The sequence below is a fragment of the Rhizobium grahamii genome (genome assembly GCF_009498215.1).
Classification (GTDB): Bacteria; Pseudomonadota; Alphaproteobacteria; order Rhizobiales; family Rhizobiaceae; genus Rhizobium; species Rhizobium grahamii_A.
Map to the genome: position 1 here is coordinate 31,421 of NZ_CP043499.1, position 21,498 is coordinate 52,918.

The window sequence follows — 21,498 nt, forward strand, 5'->3', positions numbered from 1 at the left end:
GCCGGCGTCGAACGTCTACATCGATGCGGCAGCCTTGCAACTCGAAGCGCGGACAAACTCGATGCGTGAAAGCTCGCGTGACGAGGACGAAATCTATCAATACGCGGACCCCATCGTCGATGAGGCCTTGAATTGGCTCGTCCGTATGGAAGCTGGCGGCACGGTCGAAGCGAGCGAGCGTGCTGAGTTCGAAGTCTGGTTGAATGCGGATGCGGCACACCGAACCGCATGGAACGAGGTACGCGATGTGTGGAGTTCGCCAGAGGTGGTCACTGCCTCGCGGCAACTCGATGCTGCCACGCCCGTAACCTCCGTCATGTCGATCCGCCGTGCCCGCCCAGGCAGATTGAAGACTTGGGCGTTGCCCCTTGCGGCCTCGCTTGCTCTCATAGTCGGGGCCTCGCATTTCGCTATGCAGCTCTTTCCGCGCATCTCCTCCGACTATTCGACGGCTGCCGGCGAACGTCGCGAAGTGACACTGCCCGATGGTTCGCTGATGGTCCTGAACACGGGCACGGCGGTCGATCTCGACTTCTCCTCTGGCCGCCGTGGCGTTCGGATCATCCAGGGCGAAGCGTGGTTCGACGTCGTGCATGACGCCGCGCATCCCTTTCACGTCGTCGGAGACTACGGTGAAGTTCAAGTGAAAGGTACGGCGTTTTCCGTCGAGGTCGAGGGGGATTCCGATACGGCGGCGCTGCAACGCGGTTCGGTCGATGTCGTTCACAGATCGGTAGAGGGACAGACCGCCCGCCTCGTTCCCGGAGAAATGGTCATCGCGTCAAAGCAATCGCTGTCGCCGGTGAGCGAATTCGATGTGGATGATCGGTTCGCCTGGCTTCAGGGTCGCATCGTCATCGAATCCCAGCCGTTCGATGCTGCGATAGCCAAGCTTGAGCGCTACTTCGGCGGCAGGGTGCTTGTTCTCAACAATCGCCTTCGAAATATCGTGGTGAGCGGCGACTACAGGACGGATCGCGCGGAGACGGCGATCGACGGTCTTACCGCTGCGGCCGGTGGAACCGTGACACGACTTCCTGGCGGCATACTGGTGATCCATTGAGAGCCAACCACGACGTAATTTTGTGAGTGGAAGTCGGCCGCTCGCCGCCCCGCATTCCGCCGCCGCGAAAATTATGACAATTATTATCAACTTTATTTGTGAGATCCAGGCGGGTCGAACGTCAAGCACTACGGGAAGGCCATCAGGAAACTGTCGGCCGGGCGGGCAGGGAGGGCTCGTCGACGTGTTCAGGTAGTGCGATCGCCGCAAGGCGAGGCGTTCAGGAGTTGAAAATGGCAGTGCAGGCAGGACCTCAACGCGCAATCAGACGCGGATGGAGGTTGGCAATTCTTTTGGCTTCGTCGACCCTGATTGCGTTCCATCCCATCTCGTCGATGGCGCAGGCGCCGATATCCTCAGTGACGGCGCAGGATATCGAGTTCTCCATTCCGGCACAGTCTCTTGCAAGCGCCATCAAGCTCTTCATCCGCATCACAGGATGGCAGGTCGGTTATCCTTCTGCTCTGGTCGACGGTCTTCAGTCGCGCCCGGTGTCCGGTCGTCTGTCTCCCCAGGCGGCCTTGGCAACGATGCTTGCCGGCACGGGGGTGAGCGTGCAGGTGACCGGACCTGAGACCGCGACGCTGGTCGGGGGCGGGTCCGAGAGCGGTTCCGCCGAGGAGGACGGTTTCGTCCTCAATCCCATTATTGTCAAAGGCGTCACCAAAGGGGTTCGTCTCGGATCGGACAGTGTCGCGGATACCGGCACGACCACGATCAGCGGCGGCCAGATCGAAGCTCGTTCGATCGGCAACGACGCCAACGACATCCTTCGCGACATGCCGAACGTCCAATATCAGAACGACATCGATGACGATGCGGGAATTACCGACCAGAGCGTGATAGATTTAAAACCGCGCGAGGTCCGTATCTCCGGAGCGCGCGTATATGAGAACAACTTCATCCTTGATGGAATGCCCATCAATACGCTTACCGGTACTGCGGAGAGCGCCAACAAGGAACTTGAGGACAGCTACACTCCCCCCGATCAGGATCAGATCTTCGGCCTTCATTCGCAGTCCGTCTACGTGCCCACGGATTTCGTCGAGAGCGCGACCCTCATCGACAGCAATGCTTCGGCGAGCTACGGCAATTTCCAGGGCGGCGTCGTTTCCTACAAACTGCGCGAGGCGGCCAACGATCGCTGGCACGGCAGCGTCTCCACCGACTTCACCACGAGCGACTGGGCGGGCTACCATATCGGAACGGAGGACGGGCTCAATCCGAACAACGTCCAGCGCCAGGACTATCTGAAGCGGCGCACAGCCTACGAAATCACGGGTCCGATCACCGACAATATCGCAGTTCTCGGGCAGTACAGCACTCAAAGCGCGTCGACCACGAAGGACAAATATTATCGGTACACCGAGACAGATAGCGTTCGAGAAGATTCCAAGAACAAGTTCTACCGCGCGCAGGTGAAGGCCGAGACCGACATCGGCGACTTCACCCTGGAAGGCGCCTATACCGATTACGATCAGGTTTGGGAGAATGCCGGCTGGCGCAACATGCAGGTCAATCAGGCCGCACGCGGCCTGACCTCGAAGCTTGAGCATAACTATGATTTCGCCGACGGCAGCCTGGGCGGTGTCGAGTTCTCGAATATCAAACTGAACTCGAAACTCACTTATGGGAGTTCCAGAAGCCTCAACGACGTCAACGGCAATATCGGCCGCGCCTACAAGCAGTCGGTGGTGAAGAGCAAGGTCGTGACATGGGAGGCGACTGAGCTATCCGATTGGTGCCGGACCGATCCGTCCGTCACGATTAACACCATCTGCTACGAGGGTGCGACCGGCGACAAGGACCAGGGGCAGAACCAGGTGAGCTGGTCGCAGGAACTGACCGCCGATGTCTGGCAAGGCAGCCTGAAGCTCGGAGCCTCCTACACTTACACCGACGCGTATCGTCGTCGCTCCGAGGACGCGATCTACTACGGCGTCTATACGACCTTGGGCGATGTAACCGGCATATCCGCATTCAACTGCAACACGCAGGATGAATGCAGCAACGAGATGTTCGCGAGCAACAAGGCCGTCTACAAGGCCTATAACATTCATGCCTATCTGAACGAGTTCTCCACGTATGGGGAGCTTGAGCAGACCTGGGACTGGTTCAATATCCGCGCCGGCACCCGTCTATCCTACGACGACTACATGAAGAACCTCGATATTTCTCCACGCGTCGTCGCGACCATCACTCCATGGGACGACTTCTCGATCTCCGTCGGCGCCAACCGCTACTACAACGCACAGAGCCTGGCTTACGCGATCCGCGACCAGAGGCCGCGGTCCCAATCCTATACTCGAACCCAGACCAGCGGCACCGTGAATGACTGGAAGATGGCCGTGGTGACGGGCAATCTCGGAGACAGCGCGTCGGGTCTCAATACGCCCTATACCGACGAACTCGCTTTCAGCATATCCGGCGTAGAGTCCCTGTTTGACGGCGAATGGAGGATCCGCTTCCTCGATCGCCGGTCGAAAGACCAATATGCCTCCACGAAGACCGGCAATAACTATACGCTGAGCAACGATGGCACCGGAGCCTATCAGTCGGTATCGGCCGAGTACTCGAAGGACCTGGAAGCGCCTGATGTCGCCGGTCTCGAAAACCTTCGCTTCAATGCTTCGGCGACCTGGTCTCGCAGCGAGGTTTCCAACGACAGCTACTTCGAGGATTCCCTTGAGGACGACTACATCTGGTACAAGGGCAAGTCCTACACCCGTGCCGGCTTCAGCGTCGTGACCGGAAACATGGACATTCCGATCCGCCTGCAAGCCGGTCTTTCCAGCTCTTGGCTGGAGGACGCGCTCACCGTCGATGTCGCTGCAAACTACAATCTCGGCTACACCGGTGCCAAATACACCGACGAGAACGTCACCGTCGACGGCAAGAGCCACGAGATCTACGAGGACTTCGATTTCGACGCCTTCGTCACGTTCAATCTTTCCGCCAGCTACCAGGTGTACAAGTCTGATATGGCCGGCCTCAGCCTCAATGTTCGTGTCGACAACCTGTTCGACAATCTCGGCAACGCCACGGCATCGACGACCAATCCCTGGCTTATCGGTCGCACCGTGTGGGTCGGCGCAAAGGCAACCTTCTGATGATAGGCTTCATTATTCGTGCGGTTTTTGCCGCTCTCATCCTCCTTTCCGTTTCTTGCGCCATGGCGGATGACGCCCAATGGGATCCAAAGCTGACCAGGGGAACGCTGGACAACGGTCTGAACTACGTCCTCTACGACAGTGGTCGTCCTGAGGACCCTTTCAACATTCGCCTCATCGTGCATGCAGGATCCGTCGATGAGGACCAGCCTAGTGGCATCGCCCATATGCTGGAGCATATGGTGTTCCAGACGACCGAAGCGCATCCGGAAGGCATGCACCGCTATATCCAGTCGATCGGCTGGCGACAGGGCGTGCAGGTCAACGCGGTCACCCGCGAAAGCGAGACGCAGTACATGGTCCGAACGCGCCCCCACGACGCGCTCGACCTTGTCGGGTCGCTGGCATTCACCGCTGACCTTGCGTTCGGCGCGGAACTTCGTGCCGACGACTGGTCGCGGGAGCGTTCGATCATTCTCGAAGAACTTCGACAGGGAGATAGCGTCGCGGATCGTATCAGCCGGCGGAAGAAGGCGGCGCTCAGAGTCGGCTCACGCTACGTGGAGCGCTCGACGATCGGAACACGTCAGAGCATCGAGACCGCGTCCATCAAGGACATTCGCGCCTTCTACGATCGCTTTTACGTCGCGTCGAACATGACGTTGATCGTATCCGGACACATCGACAAAGCTTCGGCGGAAGCCGCCATCAAGCGTTTGTTTGGAACCGCTCCGAAACGGCCGAAGCCGGATCGATCCTATGTCGACCTTCCGTTGAAAAACGGCCTCAGCGTCGGCATGGTACAAGATTCTGCAGGAACATCGTCACAGACCACCTTCGCCTTCCGCATGGCCATGCCGGATCGAACCAGTGAGGACGGGCAGTTCGCATACTTGCAGAAGTACCTGCTGACACGCCTCATTCGCGATGCCATACGGGATCAGGAGCCACACTATGCCAAAGCGGTGAAGAGCATGGGTTTCGTCGCGCAGGAAACCACCGAGCATCGGCTCATCCTGGCTTTCAGTGCTGGCGGCCAGGAGCATGATTCCGCGCTGAAGGTCGTGCTCGAAGTAATCGAACGCCTGCGGCGAAACGGTATCGATGCCGACCGGTTCGAAAAGGAACTCGCTGCGGCGCGGCGCGTCAATGAGTCGAACATCGCGGCCGCAGCCAATCGGACCTACGCCGAATGGGAGGATCGGATCGCGTCGGCCGTCCTTATCGGCTCTGTCGTCGATGATCCCGCCGCGCGGTCGGCGCGCACCCGCAAACTGCTTGATTGCATGAGATTGGCTGATCTCGAGCGCCGTATGCGCGAAATGCTCAGCACGCCGGACCAGGTTCTGTTCTACCAGGCTCCCGGCAGCGTCCAGCTCACATTGCCTACGGTTGCAAAGGTTGAGGAAATGCGTGACGCGCTATCAGGCATGGAGAAACTTCCAGCGCTTCCGCCAGTTGAGAAGATCGTGGAGGCTCCTGAGGCTCCAGCTCCACGCTTGCCTTCGACCGCGGTCGTTGCGAACTCCGGGTCAATTATCTCCGAACGCCGCTTGAAGGATCCGGAGATCATCGAATGGTCGTTGTCCAACAGCGATCGCGTCGTCTGGCTGGTGCGAGATACACCCGATCACAAGGTCTATTTGTCGGGCCAAACGCAGGCGGGCTTCGACAACGCCGAATTCGGCAGCCTTGTCTCGCAGACCGCCATTCAACTGTGGACGCAGAGCGGCTATCGCTTCTGGACGCAGGACGAATACGAGCGTTGGAAGAAGGCCCAGCCCGCCGGTTTGGCGTGGAGCTACGCGCTGAACTCCAGCGTGCTCAATGTTGCCGGTGTGGCAAGCCCGGAGATGCTGCCTGAGCTATTCAAGCGGTACGCGATGGATGTCGCGTTCGGCGATGTGCGCGAGGAAGCGATGGAAGAGGTCCGTGATGACCTCGTTTCGCTCGACCATCGGCCCGATGATTTTTCCCGGTTGCTTTATGGGGAGGTCGAGAAGCCGGGAGCGGAGCAGTTGGCGTCCATGACGGCGGATCGGCTCAGTGTTGCTGCAAGGGCGCTGTTGGCGCAGCCCGTCCATTGGTTCGTCGTCGGCCCGGCGCCGACAGACGAGACACGCGGTGCTTTCGCGCAAAGGATCGGCTCGGTCGCGCGGGCGCATGCGCTGACCCCGGCTCCGGCTTTGCAGAGGCAGGGGTATCGGGTCGAGCGCGTCAGCTCCGATCGACCCGATCGGTCGCAGGTGCGGATCTCCTTCTTCACCCCTCTGGATTGGACACCCGAGGCGAGCTTTCTCGCTTCCGCGCTGACGCCCGTGACGCAGCAGGCGCTGAAGAACGAACTCCGCTACGAGCTCGGTGGTGTCTACACCCTGAAGTTCGAACTGGAATTGGACGCAGCGACAAACCGGGCCATCGGCACTCTGTCCTTCTACTGTGCACCGGGGCGGGAAGAGGAACTAGCGGATGCGGCAGTGAAAGTCCTGGCGGGGATGCCCGGTATTGCTGCCGGCACGGATACAGCGCGCATCAAGGCGGACATAGACTTTGCCGAAACCGGGCGCCTTGCGGATCCGAATACCTGGTTGCGGCGGTTGGCGTTGAGTTATCGCAGATATGGCGATGCCGAGTATCTGCAACGGATGCACGGATTGTCTCGCCAGCTGACGAACGCTGTGTTTGCCGCGCAGGCAAAGGAGATATTCAAGACCTCAAATCTGGCCCTGTCCATCGCTTCGCCGGGCGGCGATGCGCAGGAGCCGTAAGAGGCTTCTATTGCCTGCAGGCATGCCGGTTAGCATTTGCGTCGCGGCCAGAAGCGCTCAGGCGGCATGGATTTCCTCGCTAGTCGAGGGGCGGCGCGATGCCGCCCCTCGACGGTTAGACCTGAGCCTGGCCGCCATCCGCGAACAGTTCCGCACCGTTGACGAAACTGGAGTCGTCGGATGCGAGGAAGAGGGCGGCCTTTGCGATTTCCTCCGGTTCGCCAACGCGACCGAGCGGGATACGCGAAGCGAGGTAATCGAGGAGGCCCTGCTGCTGTGCCTTGTCGTCACCGGCCAGCTCGACCAGGCCGGGCGTGCGTGTCGCACCGGGCGAGATCACGTTGACGCGGACGCCGGTGTCCTTGAGGTCAAGCGCCCACGAGCGAGCAAGGTTGCGGACGGCTGCCTTGGAGGCGGAGTAGACGCTGAAGGCGGCAGTGCCTTCGGTGCCGGCCGTCGAACCGGTCAATACGACCGAAGCCCCCTTGCCGAGGAGCGGCAATGCCTTCTGAACCGTGAAGATTACTGCCTTCACGTTGCGACCGAAGGTGTCATCGATCTGCTCTTCGGTGATCTGACCGAGGGGAAGCATTGTGCCGCCGCCGGCATTGACGAAAAGCACATCCAGTCGGCCTTGCTCTGCTTTTACCTGTGCGAAAAGCTTGTCGAGGTCCTGGTTGTTGCTGGAGTCTGCCTGAACGCCGATGGCAGCGTGGCCGATCTCGGCGGCAGCCTTGTCGAGGGCGTCCTTGCGCCGACCGGTGATATAGACGCGGGCGCCTTCAGCCGCGAAAAGTTTGGCGGTTGCGAGCCCGATGCCGCTGGTTGCACCGGTGACGACGGCGATCTTGTTTTCAAGGCGGTTGGTCATGTTGGTCTCCTGTTGTTGGACGTGTTTGAGGGTTCGTCCGAGCACGCGCGGACGGTTGGGGTTTCAAATCTGTTCGGTATGGGGCGATGGCCTGAACTCTTAGCCGCTTCGTCGCCGTCCGATGACTAGGAAATATGCCGTCAGGGCGGGGGTGAGAAGTCGCCGGCCATGGAGAGATTATCCATGGGTATGGATGATCTCCAACGTCTTCGGGACGCGTGAGTCATATGCCTCGAAGATGCCAGCGGCCCAGTCGGAAAAGGCTCTCAGCCTTGGGTTCGGAAATCTGTCGGCCGGGTAAACGAGATGCAGCACGTGGTTCGCGGGCTTCCATTCGGGCAGCAGCTCGATAAGCGTACCGTCCTTGAAGTGCGGACGGGCGAGAAAACCGAAGGTCTGCCCGATCCCGAGGCCAGCAAGCAGCGCGCTGAGATGCGCCGTGCTTTCGTTTACCGCAACCCCCGCAGTCGCCAGCAGCTCGTTGCTCTCTTCCGATTTCTGAAAGCGAAGCGGAAAGCGTTTCCCGCTTGATGCGGAAAAATAACTGACGACCCTGTGTTCCTCGACGTCGCGCGGGTGTGAGGGCCGCTGTCTCGATTGAAGATAAGACGGTGCGGCGCATAACACGTAATCGAGTTCGCAGAGCCGTTTTGCCTTGAGGGACGAGTCAGCCATCTCGCCACCTCGGATGACGCAATCTATGCCTTCTCCGATCAAATCCGCGGAACGATCGCTTACCCCAAGCAGAAGGTCGATTTGCGGAAACCTTGCCTGGAACTCGTCCAGCGCCGGTATAAGGATCTGGTTTGCAAGAACCGATCCGATATCGACACGAAGACGTCCCTTTGGCGTGCTGTGCGATCCTGCTGTCGCCCCATCCATGTCATCGAGGTCCGCCAGCAGGCGAAGCGCCCGTTCATGGTAGGCGACGCCTTCCTGCGTCATCGTCACCGCGCGCGTTGTACGTGTGACGAGTTTCGTCCCGAGATGCGCTTCCAGATCCTGCAGCATTTTGCTAACCGAGGACCGAGGAAGGTTCATCGTGTCGGCCGCCTTGGCAAATGATCCTGCTTCGGCAATGCGAACGAACGCACGTATGGCAAGTAGCTGATCCAACGAAAAATCCTGTGCATGTTCGACTGGGGTTGAAACAAGCGGCAGCGCCACAAATCCCACGCTAACCTCTCTTAGCCAGGTTTCCCATGCAAGTTCTTGTGCGGGATTAACGCTGCCTTTGTTCAATCAGCCGATCGCCGGAAAGGCCATCAATGGGGATGCGTTCGTAGGCGAGGGGCAGGCCGCTCTGATGACCGCGGCCTGCCCGGTGATTGGTTCTACTCAGCTGCGCGGCGTTCACCGCCAGCTGTACGAATGCTCCTTTGGAAACGGTTCGGTCGCAACCAGAAAAATAGAGGAAGAGCGACAGTAGCCCTTGCTCTTGTGTTTTGAAGCAGTAGAGGAGACCGTAACCGCCGACGTGACGGAACCTCTGGCTGCCGAACTGGACCCTGTCCGGGCGAAAATCATGCCTGAACGCCTGCTTGTGTTGCGATGACAGGCGCCACCGTTTCAATCATGTTGCAATGGCAGCAGCGCCGCAGTTTGCCAGGTCAAACACCTTTGCGCTTTCCCTTTGGCTTGAAATCCACCAGCAGTGATTTGAGTTCCAACTCGCGCACCCTCCGAGCAGCTTCGCCAGGCTCGACCCAAGCTATCCGGCGCTGTCCCTTCTCCTTGAACGCGTCCTTCTGTTCCGCGACCTCGATCTGGAATAGGTCGACGATCGTTGGAACAACATCACCGTTGTCGAGAAACTTGAGGTAAGTATACCGACCTATGGCGGTCTTATGCACGGCACCCTTGACGCCAGCTTCCTCCCAAGCCTCGATCGCTGCCGCCTCGTAGGGCTTTTTCTTTTTCATCGGCCAGCCTTTGGGCACAATCCAACGGCCAGTGTCTCGCGACGAGATGACGAGGATCTCAATCTTCGATGACCCGCCCACGTAGCGAAAACAGACCGCACCATATTGCTGCCGGAAAGCGCCGGAGAACAACTTCTCCGGCTCGTCAGCGAGTTGCGCTAGCAAGGAGGGCCGCGTCTTCTTTCCTGGCATAAGCATCATCCATGAACCGCCAGGACAAAATCCGCAGGATCGGAAGTACGATGGCGGTTTGGTGGAGACGAAAACTGCGTGATTCTTGATTTTCCTCAGGGTTGGCGTTCGTAGCCGACACTGTCTGTGAAAGCCGCCTCTTATGCGCTGCGATATATCAGATCCGGTGAAACGATCCATTCGCCCTGACACAGCGCCGTAACATCAAGGCGACCTCCGTGGTCGCGCCTCGCAATGCCCACAAAGCGGTATCGACGTCCACGTCGATCGATGACGGCTTCTCGGACCGAGCGGTCTCCTAGCTGCGCGATCACCGGTCCGCTATGGTTTGCGACGTCGAGCACGAAATACTCGTGCGGCATGCTACGACTGACCATCAGGTGCGAGCCTTCGCTTTGAGCGCTTCGCGTTTTGATTGGCCATAAACGCGGTTCTCCCCTTTCTTGATCACCTTACGTTTCTTCCTAATTTCGACGACAAACTGTCTGGCTTGGGTATTCATCATTCGTCCTTTTATGACTGAATTGGGCGAAGGTTTGGCCGTACCGAAACCCGTGGTGACAACTGTGTGAGAAGATGCGCAATAGCGCATAGGCGTTCCATTCGATGGGACGCTTGCGGAGATTAAAATCTCATAGGCAAACGCTGGCTTGTCGCGCTTGACAGAGTAGTCAGGCTTTGAGAACTTTGCGTCATGGGGCAGCGATCGCCCCACGAGGCTACGGCCGAAGAATCGCGTCCTGTAAACCCGCTTCAACGGAGGACGCGCCATCATGCCGTCATTTCTTGAAATCACATCAGATAAACTCAGCCGCATCGTCGGAACGCCCGGCGCCCCGACGCTTGTCGACGTCCGGATCGGCGAGGACTTCAATGCCGATCCGCGCCTTCTTCCCGGATCGATACGCCGCGACTACCGCACTGTGGAGGAATGGGGGGCGTCGATTGGCGACCCTGCAGTCATTATCTGCCAGCAGGGCCGCAAGCTGAGCCATGGCGTTGCCGCCCATCTCCGACACGCCGGTATCGGCGCCGAAGTGCTTGAGGGTGGCTTCGAGGCCTGGCGGCACGCGGAGGGACTGCTTGTTCCGGAAGACAAGCTGCCGCGTCGCGACGGTCGGGGCCGCACTGTCTGGGTGACGCGCTCGCGTCCGAAGATCGACAGGATCGCTTGCCCATGGTTGATCCGACGCTTTGTCGATCCGAATGCAGTCTTCCTCTTCGTTCCTGCCTCCGAGGTATCTCTGGTCGGCGAACGCTTCGGCGCGGCTCCCTTCGACATCGAGGACGTGTTTTGGTCCCACCGGGGCGAACTCTGCACCTTTGACGTAATGCTTGAGGAATTCGGGTTGAAGTCCCGGCCTCTCCTGCATCTGGCCGCTATCGTACGGGGCGCGGACACCGGACGGCCCGATCTGGCCCCTGAAGTTGCCGGACTGCTTGCGGCCTCGCTTGGTCTGTCTCGCATGTACAACGACGATCTGGAGCAGTTGGAAGCGGGCCTGACATTCTACGACGCCTTCTATCGGTGGTGCCGGGACGCGACCAGCGAAACCCATAACTGGCCCAATGCCAAGGCGGGCCAGTGACATGGCGACGATCATCAACGAAGGCGCGGGGACGCCCGACACGGACGAACATGCACTGCCGTTTTCCGAAGCGCTGAAGGTCTGGGTAAGGGTAGCAGCACTGAGCTTCGGCGGACCAGCTGGCCAGATCGCTATCATGCACAGGATCCTCGTCGAGGAGAAGCGTTGGATCGGCGAGGAGCGGTTTCTCCACGCCCTGAACTACTGCACGCTTCTACCCGGCCCCGAGGCGCAGCAACTGGCCATCTACATCGGCTGGCTTCTGCACAAGACCAAGGGTGGCATCGTCGCCGGAACGCTGTTCGTTCTTCCCGGCGCGGTCGCAATCATGGCGCTGAGTTGGATCTACGCCGTTTTCGGAAACGTCGGCGCGGTGCAGGCGCTGTTCTTCGGACTGAAGGCGGCGGTCCTTGCCATCGTACTCGGGGCAGTTCTCCGTATCGGCAGCCGTTCGTTGAAGAACAGGGTCATGATCGGGCTTGCCGCCGCTGCCTTCGTTGCCCTCTGGCTCTTCCAGGCACCGTTCCCTTTGGTGGTTGTAGTGGCGGGCGTGATCGGCTTCATCGGCGGCAAGATGGGTTGGGCTGCGTTTTCCGCGGGCGGAGGTCATGGGAAGATCGGCGGCAAGCAGGTCGCCGATGCCGACAGCTTGCTTGGCGAGAGCGTGCCTGCCCATACGCGTCCGAATGCCGTCTGGTTGCTGAAGGTAGCAGTCTTCGGTGTGATCTTATGGTTTGGACCCATCATTTTCTTGTTCGCGTTCCTCGGTTCCCACAACGTCTTCTCCGACATAGCAGTGTTCTTCTCGAAGATGGCGATGGTGACCTTCGGTGGCGCCTATGCGGTCCTCTCCTACGTGGCGCAGGAGGCGGTCAACCACTATGGCTGGCTGAGGCCTGGCGAGATGCTCGACGGCCTCGGCCTTGCGGAGACGACGCCCGGCCCGCTGATCATGGTGACGCAATTCGTCGGGTTTATGGGCGCCTACCGTGCGCCCGGCGGTCTCTCGCCATTGCTCGCCGGAACGCTCGGTGGCCTACTGACAACGTGGGTCACCTTCGTCCCTTGCTTCCTGTGGATTCTGCTGGGCGCTCCGTTCATGGAGACATTGCGCCGGAACAAAGCTCTGTCGGCAGCGCTCGCGGCCATCACCGCGGCTGTGGTGGGGATCATCCTGAATCTGGCCGTTTGGTTTTCGCTCCATGTCCTGTTCTCCGACGTCAGGAAGGTGAACGGCTTCGGAATGACGCTCGACGTACCCGTGCTGAGTTCCGTCAATCTGCCTTCATTGATCCTCACGCTTGCGGCCGTCGTCGCCGTCTTCCGATTCAAAGTCGGAATGCTGACGGTATTGGCTGCAAGCGCGCTTATCGGGCTGGCCTATGGCCTGACGTTCGGCGGTCATGCCTAACCGTTGACATATTGTGGGCTTGGAAGTGACTGGAAATCCATTGGGCAGTTCATCGCCGAGATAGAGATGGCTGATATGTCGCGACGACGCCACCACGCTGGCCCGCGATTGGGTCGCCACCGGCTTTATCTTCCATTTCGAGCGTGAGGTATTCGCCGATGGTTGGCCTGATCGCACGAGAAGCGACAGCATCAACGCGGCGGCAATCAACACGGCTCCCAACGGCACTGGTACGTCCCAGGGATGACGCGGCGCCCACATGGCCCGATCGGCACGATGAGCTAACATTCGTGCCGATTGGTTGCTGTCGAGCTTAATGAGCTCCGGCTCCACCGCCTGCCTTCGGCTTCTGCGTGAAGAGCAAGGCGATGGCCGCCGTGGCAAGCACGATACCGATCACCGCGAAGGTGTCGCTGAAGGCGATGATCAGGGCCTGGCGCTTGACGATCTTGCCGAGCGCCACGACCGCCTGGGCGGCAGCCTTGGTTTGGTCGGAAAGGCCATGCGACAGGAAGTATCCCGTAAGCTGATCGAGACGCGCCTTCACCTCTTCCCGGCCGACCGACACCGATTGGCCGATGATGTTCGAGTGAAACTGCTCGCGCTTCGTCAGGACCGTACCGAGCGTTGCGGTGCCGACGGCGCCACCGAGGTTTCGCAGCATGTTCGTGAGACCTGAGGCGGCTGCGGCGTCGGAAGGTGCGATGCCAGCGGTGGTGATGGCAGTGATCGGCGTCAGCACAAGTGCCTGACCGATGGCGCGCACAATGTTCGGGATCCAGAACTGGTCGCCGGCATTGTCCGCGGAGAGCATCACGTTCATGAAGCAGCTGACGGCAAAGATACTGATGCCGAGGAAGCCAATGTAACGGGCGTCGAACCGTTTCATCATGATCGGCACGAGCGGGATCAACAGAAGCTGCGGCAGGCCGGTCCAGGCAAGCACGTTGCCGATCTGCTCGGCATTGTAGCGCTGCACCTGGCCGAGATATTGCGGCAGGATATAGACGGTGCCGAAGAGCGCCACGCCCACCAACACGTTGACCAGAACGCCGATGCCGAAGTTGCGTTGCTTCAGCAGTCGCAGCTTGACGAGCGGCTTTTCGACCGTCAGCTCGATCCAGATGAAGGCAGCCAGGAATGCAATTGCGACAATGCTGAGCTTGAGGATGAAGGGCGACGAGAACCAGTCGTCCTTGTTGCCCTCTTCCAGGACCGTCTGCAGTGCCGACAGGCCGATCGCCATTGTCACGATACCCGCCCAGTCGCCTTCGCGCAGCAGCTTCAGTTGCATCGGCTGTTTCTCGAGCGTGGCGGCGAGTGCGATCGCCATGATCGCGCTCGGGATCGTGTTGATGAAGAAGATGGTTTGCCAGCCGTAATTCTCGGTCAGGTAGCCGCCGATCGTCGGGCCGATTGCCGGCGCGAAGGTGACGGACAGTGCAAAGATCGCAAGACCTGTCGGCTGCTGTGCCTTCGGCAGCTTGGTAAGCACCATGGTAAAGGCCATTGGGATGAGCACGCCGCCAGCAAAGCCCTGCAGCCCGCGCAGCACGATCATGGAATTCAGGTCATGCGCGAAGGCACAGGCCATCGAAAACAGCGGGAACAGGATCGTGTTCACGAGCATGTAACGACGGAACGAGAAGACCGAGCTGAAATAGGCCGTCAAGGGAATGACGATGATTTCACCGATAAGATAAGAGGTTGAAATCCAGGCGCCGTTGTCGACGCCGGTACCGATGCCGCCCTCGATGTCGAGAAGCGAGGCATTGGTGATCTGGATGTTGAGGATCGCCATGAAGGCGCCGATCATGCCGGCGAGTACGGCGATCCATTCTCTGGTCCCGGCCTTTGGCGAGACAGCGATCGGCCTTGCGGTCGCAGGTATTGTGGCAACGGTGGACATGACACGGCCCTCCTGGCCATTCGCGATCAGCGATCGCGGTTGTCGTTTGCCTATTTCGTATCGATGCTCGGCTGAACTGACATGCCGGGCCTCAGGTCGCCGGAAGCGGTGCTGTCGGCATCGAGTACGATCCGAACCGGAATACGTTGCACGACCTTGGTGAAGTTGCCGGTGGCGTTGTCAGGCGGCAGCAGGGCAAATTCCTGGCCACTTGCCGGAGCGATGCTGTCAACGCGACCGTGGTAGGTGCGGCCCGGATACATGTCGACGTCGATATCGACAGGCTGGCCGGGACGAACGTCCGTCAGCTGCGTTTCCTTGTAGTTCGCGACAACATAGGCCGCGCTGGTCGGAACAACCGTCATCAACTGGGTACCGGCCTGTACATACTGGCCGACCCGCAAGGTACGATTGCCGACGACGCCGTCGATCGGCGCAACGATGCGCGTATAGGAAAGGTTGAGCTCTGCTTGGCGGGCCACGGCTTCGACGCGTGTGACCATGGCTTTAGCCTGCGCCAGTTCGGCGGTGAGCAGATCGAGCTGCTTCGTCGCACCTTCAAGAGAGGCAGTATCGCGGGCAGTGGTCGCACGGATCGCGGCGATCTGCGAAGCGGCCTGTTCGGCTGCCTGCACGGCAGCATAGCCGTTGACGGCAAGACGCGAATAACGCTTGTCGTTCTGCTCCGCGAAGGCCTAGTTGGCGGCATCGATATCGATCGAGGCCTTGGCTGCGACAATCACCGACTTCTGCGTTTCGAGGGCTGCAGCCTTTGCCTGCACGGTCGCCTTGGCTGCATCGACGTCGGCGCGAGCCTGATCGACTGCCGCCTGATAGTCCCTGTCGTCTATCGTCGCCAGCACCTGCCCTGCTTTGACGGCCTGGTTATCGCCGATCGCGACGTTGGAGAGGTATCCGGAAACCTTGGGGGCGATCGCGCTGCTATCGGCCTTGATATACGCGTCATCGGTTGAGACATGGAAGCGCCCGACTGTCCAGTAATCGTGACCGTAATAGGCCCGGCGGCGATGACACCGAGCGCAACGGCACCGAGAAGCGCCGTCTTGAAACCAGATCTGCGCTTTTCGCCAGTCGCCGGCGAAGGAAGCGTGGGCGCTTCGGTGGTTGCTGGCTGTCTCGCTTCGAGGCTCTCTGGCAGCTTCTCGGCGGTAGGCGCCGTGCGCTCCGTCTTGGTCGTGAGGGTGACGACGTTCTCGTCCATTTTCGTGTGCTCCGATGTGCGTGGCGGCCATTCGTCACGATTAGGAAAACTATTCTTTTCCAAAATACGCCGAGTTTTGGAGGCGTCAACACATTTTGGAAAATAATCGTCTTCCTATTTTGACGAATCCGTGAATGCAGCGTTCGAAATTTTGGAAACTTGATATTTTCCGAATATGCCGTACGCTCTGCAGAACGAAAGCGGATGTGAGAAGCGATGCAGGACGCAGGTACGGAAAAGCGCCCGAGAGGCAGGCCGCAGGTCAGATGCGACGACGATACCCGGCGCGTCATCATCGAGGCTGCCAATGACCAGTTCAGAAAGGCTGGCTATGCTTCGGCAAGTATCAGCGCCATCGCACAGACTGCCGGCGTCTCCACGAAAACGCTTTATCGCCTCTTTCCGGCAAAGGCTGATCTGTTCTCGGCGCTTATTTCAAGTCGGATCGATGGATACTTCCTTGGCCTGGATCACGACACGCTTTCCGGCCTCGGCCTTGAGGAGGGGCTGGAGCGTTTGATCCTTGCCTATGGCCGCCTGACACTTTCCACAGACACCATCACGATAACGCGCCTGGTTCTCGGCGAATCCGACCGCTTCCCGGAGTTGGCCAAGGTGTTCTACGAAAAGGCCATGATGCGCACCAGCCATGTGATGGAGGCTTGGCTTGCGCTGCAGGTCGAGCGCAATCTGATCCACCTGGACGATCCAGCAGCAGCCACCGGTATGCTGCGTGGCATGATGACCATGGAACCGCAGCGCGCCGCGATGATCGGCATGATCGACATTATATCGGACCAACAGATCGTCCAACGGGCACGCGACTGTGCCACGCTTTTCCTAAAAGGGTGTGTGGTCAAGCGCCAGATCGTGAACGAGTAAAGTCTTGAGGGCTGAAAGAGGTCGCTGGTCGACCTTTTGAAACCGCTCAAGCTGAACGGTTTCGCAAGAGCCACATGAGGCCTGGTATAGAGCACGACCTCGCCCAACAGGCTGTTGAGCCAGACGTTCATACCCTTCAGACCATCGCGAACTGCAAGATGCAGAACGAGAAGCCGGCGCGACTTCGCCCCGGCGTTTTATCTTCGATCTCTGTTAGGCTGGACGGACGTTCTCGGCCTTGGACTTTCCGGTCTTGCGATCCTGACCCAGGTCGTAGCTGACATTTTGGCCATCGCGTAGCGATCCGCCCTGGACTGCAGAGATATGCACGAAGACGTCTGGGCCGCCATTGTCCGGCGTAATGAAGCCGAAGCCCTTGTCCTGATTAAAAAACTTTACAGTGCCATTTGCCAAGAGCTGCTCCCAAGGTTTGGTTTTTTGGAGGCGCAGTCATAGACCGAAGGGTGATCGCAGGCAAGCGGCGCTGCCGTCTGCTCGATGGAGCGCGCGATATGCTGGCGCTCTTGTCGGCCACTGCCGAGAAAAATCTCGACGCGGACAACACGCACGCCGATCCGATGCTTGCGATCTTCATTTCCGTTGCGCAATGTCCTAGCTCATCCACCTGCGATGCTCGGCAAAACGATCCGCCAGCAGATCGATGAACAGACGGACCTTCGTCGGCAGATGGCTTCTGTTCGGATAGACGGCGCTAATCGTGAACTCCACGCCCCGGTAATCCGGGAGCAGGGGGACAAGACGGCCTTCGGCCAGATCGTCGGACACCAGGAAGCTCGGCGCGAGGCTCATGGCACGGCCGTTGACCGCAAGGTGGCGTAGGGTTTCGGCGCTGTTCGTTACCACCGATCCGCTTACTTTCACCCGGCTTCGCTCGCCCGCCTCGTTCTCGAACGTCCAGTCGTCGCCGTAGGGATAGTAGGTGTAGCGCGTGCAGTCGTGCCCGGCGAGATCGGCGAGCGTCGTGGGTGCCTTGTGCTTTTCGAGGTAGTCGGGCGAGCAGACGAGGATGTGCCGCCACGGCGTGAGCTTGCGCGCGATGAGGCTGTTGTCGGCGAGCGGAACGGTCCGGATGGCAAGGTCGTAGCCGTCCTCGACCATGTCGACCATCCGCTCGCTGATGCCAAGGTCCAGCGTTACCGATGGATAAAGCAGCAGGAACTCGTCCAAAACCGGAAGCAGAAATCTGACGATCGCAGCCGTGGAGTTGAGCTTGAGGATACCCCGTGGCGTCGTCGTCAGCGCGCCAGCCGCCAGGTCTGCTTCCTCGAGATCCGCAAGGATCTGGGCAGAACGGTCGTAGTAGAACTTGCCCGTCTCGGTCAGGCTTACCTTGCGGGTCGTGCGGTTGAGGAGCCGGACGCCGAGGCGTTCTTCCAGCGACTGGACATGGGTGGCAACCATGGTCACCGACATGTTCAGGCGACGGGCTGCCGCGGTGAAACCGCCGTATTCGACTACTTTGCCGAAGACCGAAAGACTTGTGAGCCGATCCATGCTCGCCCCCTGATTATCCGCTCTGAGCGTATGATGCTTACCGATATAAGCGGATTATCAATCGATGAACAGCGGGGCATCTTTACTCCATCGGAACAGACTCGCGCCCCACGCGCAAAACCCTAGGAGAATTCGAAATGGTCGAACTGCCCCGCAAGGAAGTGTTCGAAACGTCTGCCGAAGCAGATCGCAAGATCAACGACGTTCCGCCAGCTCCCGCTGAAACTCCTACAAAACCTACTCCGGCTGCCCCCGGACAATCTAGCAAGGCGGGCCTCAAGAAGGGCGTGCTCGCTCTTGGTCTCCTGGCAGGCGCTGCTTACGGCGTGCACTTCGGTCACGATTACTGGACGGCAGGCCGCTTCATCGAAGGCACCGACGACGCCTATGTGAAGGCCGACTATACGACTATTGCGCCGAAGGTAGGAGGCTACATCAAGCAGGTCCTCGTCAACGACAATGACGCGGTCAAAGCAGGGCAGATTCTTGCGCGTATCGATGACCGCGACTTTCAGGCCGCCCTCAACCAGGCACGTGCCGACGTAAAGGCTGCCGAAGCAGCCATCACCAACATCGATGCTCAGATCGAGCTTCAGCAGTCGGTGATCGATCAATCCAAGGCCGCGGTAAACGCCTCGAACGCCTCGCTCGTCTTCGCGAAGTCGGAGGCCGCCAGAAACGCCCGGCTGATCGTCAGCGGTGCGGGTAGCCAATCCAAGGCCGAGCAAACGCAATCGCTGATGGACCAAGCCTCTGCCGCCGTGGAACGCGACCAGGCCGCGCTCGTGACCGCAAAAAACAAGGTTCCGGTCCTCAAGACCCAGCGTGACCAGTCTGTCGCCCAACGCGACCGCGCGGCGGCAGCTGCAAGCCAGGCGGAGCTGAACCTCTCCTACACAAACATCGTCGCCGCGGTCGACGGCACGGTCGGCGCGCGCTCCATCCGCGTTGGCCAGTACGTCACGTCAGGGACGCAGCTGATGGCCGTCGTTCCCCTGCATTCCGTCTATGTGGTTGCCAACTTCAAGGAAACCCAGCTGACCTACATAAAGCCCGGCCAGTCGGTCGAAGTGAAGGTGGACAGCTTCCCCGATTTGGAAGTTAAGGGGCACGTCGACAGCATCTCGCCCGCAAGTGGCCTCGAGTTTTCACTGCTGCCGCCGGACAATGCGACTGGCAACTTCACCAAGATCGTCCAGCGCATCCCGGTGAAGATCGTCATCGACAACGACGAGATTGCCGGCAGCCTGCGCTCCGGCATGTCCGTCGAACCAGAGATCGACACCAAGGACGAACAGCAGTCGGCAAAGAGGTGAGGATTATCCGGTCCTAGCGGACAGTCCTCCCGATCCTTTCCCGATTATCGGCAATGCACCGTCATGAGAGATTCCGGTCAACCCGGAAGGAGATAAGTCATGGCTACTCTTCAGCTAGCAGTGAATAACGACAAGCCTGAGCCGAGGCCGGCTCCACAAGCCCTCGCGAAATCCGAGATGAGCGCGTTGCGCATGTGGTGTGCGGTTGTTGGATCCACGCTCGGGGCCTTCATGGCCGTCCTCAACATCCAGATCGTCAATGCCTCGTTGGCCGACATCCAGGGCGCGATCGGCGCGGGCAAGGACGACGGCGGCTGGATTTCCACCTCGTATCTGATCGCGGAAATCGTGGTGATCCCTCTCAGCGGCTGGCTTGCACGGGTGTTCTCGGTCCGCAGCTACCTGCTCTTGAACGCGATCCTGTTCCTCGTGTTCTCAATAGCCTGTGCGTTCGCCGTGAACCTGCAGCAGATGATCGTGTTGCGCGCCATCCAGGGCTTCTCCGGCGGCGTGCTGATTCCGATGGCCTTCACCATCATCATCACGCTGCTTCCCAAGCCGAAACAGCCGATTGGTCTCGCGCTGTTCGCTCTATCGGCGACTTTCGCTCCGGCCATCGGCCCGACCATCGGCGGATACCTCACCGAAAACTATGGCTGGGAGTTCATCTTCTACGTCAACCTCGTACCCGGCTCCATCATGGTTGCCATGCTCTGGGCATCGCTTGACCGCTCACCGATGAACCTTGGCCTTCTTGCCAAGGGCGACTGGCCGGGCATCGTGACCATGGCGATCGGCCTCGCAGCGCTTCAAACGGTGCTCGAGGAAGGCAACAAGGAAGATTGGTTCGGCTCCGATTTCATCGTCCGCTTGTCCGTCATCGCAGCCGTATCCCTGACGCTTTTCCTTATAGTCGAGCTGAGGGCCGCCCATCCGCTGTTGAACCTGCGCCTGATGCTCCGCCGGAATTTCGGTTTCGGCATCGTCGCGAATTTCCTGCTCGGCATCGCGCTTTATGGTTCGGCCTTCGTCCTGCCGATCTATCTCTCCCGCATCCAGGGCTACAATTCCGAGCAGATCGGCATGGTGCTGGCGTGGACGGGGATCCCGCAGCTCCTCCTGATCCCGCTGGTGCCCCGGCTGATGAAACGCTTCGACGTCCGCCTGTTGATCATCGTCGGCTTCGCCCTTTTCGCTGCCTCGAACTTCATGAATGTTCACATGACGGGCGATTATGCCAGTGACCAGCTCTTCTGGCCGAACGTCGTGCGTGCTGTCGGCCAGGCCTTGGTGTTCACGCCACTGTCGGCGATCGCCACGGCTGGCATCGAACAAGAGAACGCGGGATCGGCTTCGGCGCTCTTCAACATGATGCGCAACCTCGGTGGCGCGGTGGGCATCGCCTCGCTCCAGACCTTCATCTCGAAGCGCGAGCAGTTCCACTCGAATATACTGACCAACTCGATCAGTGTGTTCGAGGAGGCAACCCGGCTCCGTGTCGCCAGACTGACGAACTACTTCGTGACTCACGGCGTCAGCGATCAAGCTGTCGCCACCCGTAAGGCGGTCGTTGCTATTGCGGGCAGTGTCCGCAAGCAGGCCAACATCATGGCGTTCAGCGACACGTTCTTCCTGCTCGGCGTGGCACTTGTGGTGGCCCTTCTTGCGACGCTTCTTCTGAAGAAGCCCGGCCACGTTTCCGGCGCGGGCGCTCACTGAGGAGTTCGG

15 protein-coding genes and 1 pseudogene are annotated in these 21,498 nt (G+C 59.6%); 8 read left to right on the plus strand and 8 right to left on the minus strand.

Translation table 11 applies throughout. From position 1 onward, the window contains the following. Positions 1–61: 61 nt before the first annotated feature. The 3 genes from FZ934_RS19110 to FZ934_RS19120 all read left to right on the plus strand — a co-directional run bounded on the left by FZ934_RS19110 (position 62) and on the right by FZ934_RS19120 (position 6,941). Positions 62–1,063 (plus strand): FecR family protein, encoded by a 1,002-nt coding sequence (locus FZ934_RS19110; RefSeq protein WP_153272521.1) that lies wholly within the window; start codon positions 62–64, stop codon positions 1,061–1,063. A gap of 281 nt (positions 1,064–1,344) precedes the next feature. Continuing rightward, positions 1,345–4,173 carry a secretin and TonB N-terminal domain-containing protein gene (locus FZ934_RS19115; RefSeq protein WP_194273848.1) on the plus strand — a complete coding sequence of 943 codons (2,829 nt, stop codon included), beginning with the start codon at positions 1,345–1,347 and terminating at the stop codon, positions 4,171–4,173. Further along, positions 4,173–6,941, plus strand: coding sequence for a M16 family metallopeptidase (locus FZ934_RS19120; RefSeq protein WP_153272523.1), 2,769 nt, complete (start codon positions 4,173–4,175; stop codon positions 6,939–6,941). Before FZ934_RS19115 ends, FZ934_RS19120 begins: the two co-directional genes overlap by 1 nt. Before the next feature lie 115 nt (positions 6,942–7,056). Here FZ934_RS19120 and FZ934_RS19125 read toward each other — a convergent pair whose 3' ends face one another. From FZ934_RS19125 to FZ934_RS19140, 4 genes are all read right to left on the minus strand, one after another. Continuing rightward, on the minus strand, positions 7,057–7,812 hold the full coding sequence (locus FZ934_RS19125) for an SDR family NAD(P)-dependent oxidoreductase (RefSeq protein ID WP_153272524.1): 756 nt from the start codon (positions 7,810–7,812) through the stop codon (positions 7,057–7,059). Between the two features lie 177 nt (positions 7,813–7,989). Continuing rightward, positions 7,990–8,928, minus strand: a complete 939-nt coding sequence (locus tag FZ934_RS19130) for a LysR family transcriptional regulator (RefSeq protein ID WP_153272525.1) — start codon at positions 8,926–8,928, stop codon at positions 7,990–7,992. A 494-nt stretch (positions 8,929–9,422) separates the two neighbouring features. Beyond that, a complete protein-coding gene (locus FZ934_RS19135; protein ID WP_246737973.1) occupies positions 9,423–9,926 on the minus strand; it encodes an NUDIX hydrolase in 504 nt (167 codons plus the stop codon). Between the two features lie 376 nt (positions 9,927–10,302). Beyond that, entirely contained in the window at positions 10,303–10,701 is a 399-nt protein-coding gene (locus FZ934_RS19140; protein ID WP_153272526.1) for a hypothetical protein, read from the minus strand. On the opposite strand from FZ934_RS19140, the gene FZ934_RS19145 reads away from it, so the two are divergent. Continuing rightward, entirely contained in the window at positions 10,700–11,515 is an 816-nt protein-coding gene (locus tag FZ934_RS19145; RefSeq protein WP_153272527.1) for a chromate resistance protein ChrB domain-containing protein, read from the plus strand. The two genes, FZ934_RS19140 and FZ934_RS19145, sit on opposite strands and share 2 nt — an antisense overlap. Position 11,516: 1 nt before the next feature. Continuing rightward, positions 11,517–12,926 (plus strand): chromate efflux transporter, encoded by a 1,410-nt coding sequence (gene chrA, locus FZ934_RS19150; RefSeq protein WP_246737974.1) that lies wholly within the window; start codon positions 11,517–11,519, stop codon positions 12,924–12,926. A 313-nt stretch (positions 12,927–13,239) separates the two neighbouring features. Here the strand turns inward: chrA and FZ934_RS19155 are convergent, their stop codons facing one another. Together FZ934_RS19155 and FZ934_RS19160 are read right to left on the minus strand one after the other, a co-directional pair. Further along, complete coding sequence (locus FZ934_RS19155) at positions 13,240–14,835, minus strand: DHA2 family efflux MFS transporter permease subunit (protein WP_153272529.1); 1,596 nt, start codon at positions 14,833–14,835, stop codon at positions 13,240–13,242. Between the two features lie 50 nt (positions 14,836–14,885). Continuing rightward, a pseudogene (locus tag FZ934_RS19160) lies at positions 14,886–16,057 on the minus strand (HlyD family secretion protein). 216 nt (positions 16,058–16,273) lie between these two features. On the opposite strand from FZ934_RS19160, the gene FZ934_RS19165 reads away from it, so the two are divergent. Further along, entirely contained in the window at positions 16,274–16,939 is a 666-nt protein-coding gene (locus tag FZ934_RS19165) for a TetR/AcrR family transcriptional regulator (protein WP_153272530.1), read from the plus strand. Positions 16,940–17,152: 213 nt separating this feature from the next. On the opposite strand, the gene FZ934_RS19170 is transcribed toward FZ934_RS19165, so the two are convergent. Next, entirely contained in the window at positions 17,153–17,353 is a 201-nt protein-coding gene (locus FZ934_RS19170) for a cold-shock protein (protein WP_153272531.1), read from the minus strand. A gap of 198 nt (positions 17,354–17,551) precedes the next feature. Next, positions 17,552–18,454 carry a LysR family transcriptional regulator gene (locus FZ934_RS19175; RefSeq protein ID WP_153272532.1) on the minus strand — a complete coding sequence of 301 codons (903 nt, stop codon included), beginning with the start codon at positions 18,452–18,454 and terminating at the stop codon, positions 17,552–17,554. A gap of 137 nt (positions 18,455–18,591) precedes the next feature. Between FZ934_RS19175 and FZ934_RS19180 the strand changes: the two genes are divergently transcribed. Continuing rightward, the gene (locus FZ934_RS19180) at positions 18,592–19,770 is read left to right on the plus strand and encodes an HlyD family secretion protein (protein WP_153272533.1); all 1,179 of its coding nucleotides are present in this window, start codon (positions 18,592–18,594) and stop codon (positions 19,768–19,770) included. Between the two features lie 99 nt (positions 19,771–19,869). Further along, positions 19,870–21,489, plus strand: a complete 1,620-nt coding sequence (locus FZ934_RS19185) for an MDR family MFS transporter (protein WP_153272534.1) — start codon at positions 19,870–19,872, stop codon at positions 21,487–21,489. The last annotated feature ends 9 nt before the right edge of the window (positions 21,490–21,498 follow it).

What these genes read in the sequence shown, in the direction of transcription:
- FZ934_RS19110 (WP_153272521.1), top strand. Translation starts at nt 62, where the DNA reads ATGCGTGAAAGCTCGCGTGACGAGGACGAAATCTATCAATACGCGGAC.
- FZ934_RS19120 (WP_153272523.1), top strand. Translation starts at nt 4,173, where the DNA reads ATGATAGGCTTCATTATTCGTGCGGTTTTTGCCGCTCTCATCCTCCTT.
- FZ934_RS19125 (WP_153272524.1), bottom strand. Translation starts at nt 7,812, where the DNA reads ATGACCAACCGCCTTGAAAACAAGATCGCCGTCGTCACCGGTGCAACC.
- FZ934_RS19135 (WP_246737973.1), bottom strand. Translation starts at nt 9,926, where the DNA reads ATGCCAGGAAAGAAGACGCGGCCCTCCTTGCTAGCGCAACTCGCTGAC.
- FZ934_RS19145 (WP_153272527.1), top strand. Translation starts at nt 10,700, where the DNA reads ATGCCGTCATTTCTTGAAATCACATCAGATAAACTCAGCCGCATCGTC.
- FZ934_RS19140 (WP_153272526.1), bottom strand. Translation starts at nt 10,701, where the DNA reads ATGATGGCGCGTCCTCCGTTGAAGCGGGTTTACAGGACGCGATTCTTC.
- chrA (WP_246737974.1), top strand. Translation starts at nt 11,517, where the DNA reads ATGGCGACGATCATCAACGAAGGCGCGGGGACGCCCGACACGGACGAA.
- FZ934_RS19155 (WP_153272529.1), bottom strand. Translation starts at nt 14,835, where the DNA reads ATGTCCACCGTTGCCACAATACCTGCGACCGCAAGGCCGATCGCTGTC.
- FZ934_RS19165 (WP_153272530.1), top strand. Translation starts at nt 16,274, where the DNA reads ATGCAGGACGCAGGTACGGAAAAGCGCCCGAGAGGCAGGCCGCAGGTC.
- FZ934_RS19175 (WP_153272532.1), bottom strand. Translation starts at nt 18,454, where the DNA reads ATGGATCGGCTCACAAGTCTTTCGGTCTTCGGCAAAGTAGTCGAATAC.
- FZ934_RS19180 (WP_153272533.1), top strand. Translation starts at nt 18,592, where the DNA reads ATGGTCGAACTGCCCCGCAAGGAAGTGTTCGAAACGTCTGCCGAAGCA.
- FZ934_RS19185 (WP_153272534.1), top strand. Translation starts at nt 19,870, where the DNA reads ATGGCTACTCTTCAGCTAGCAGTGAATAACGACAAGCCTGAGCCGAGG.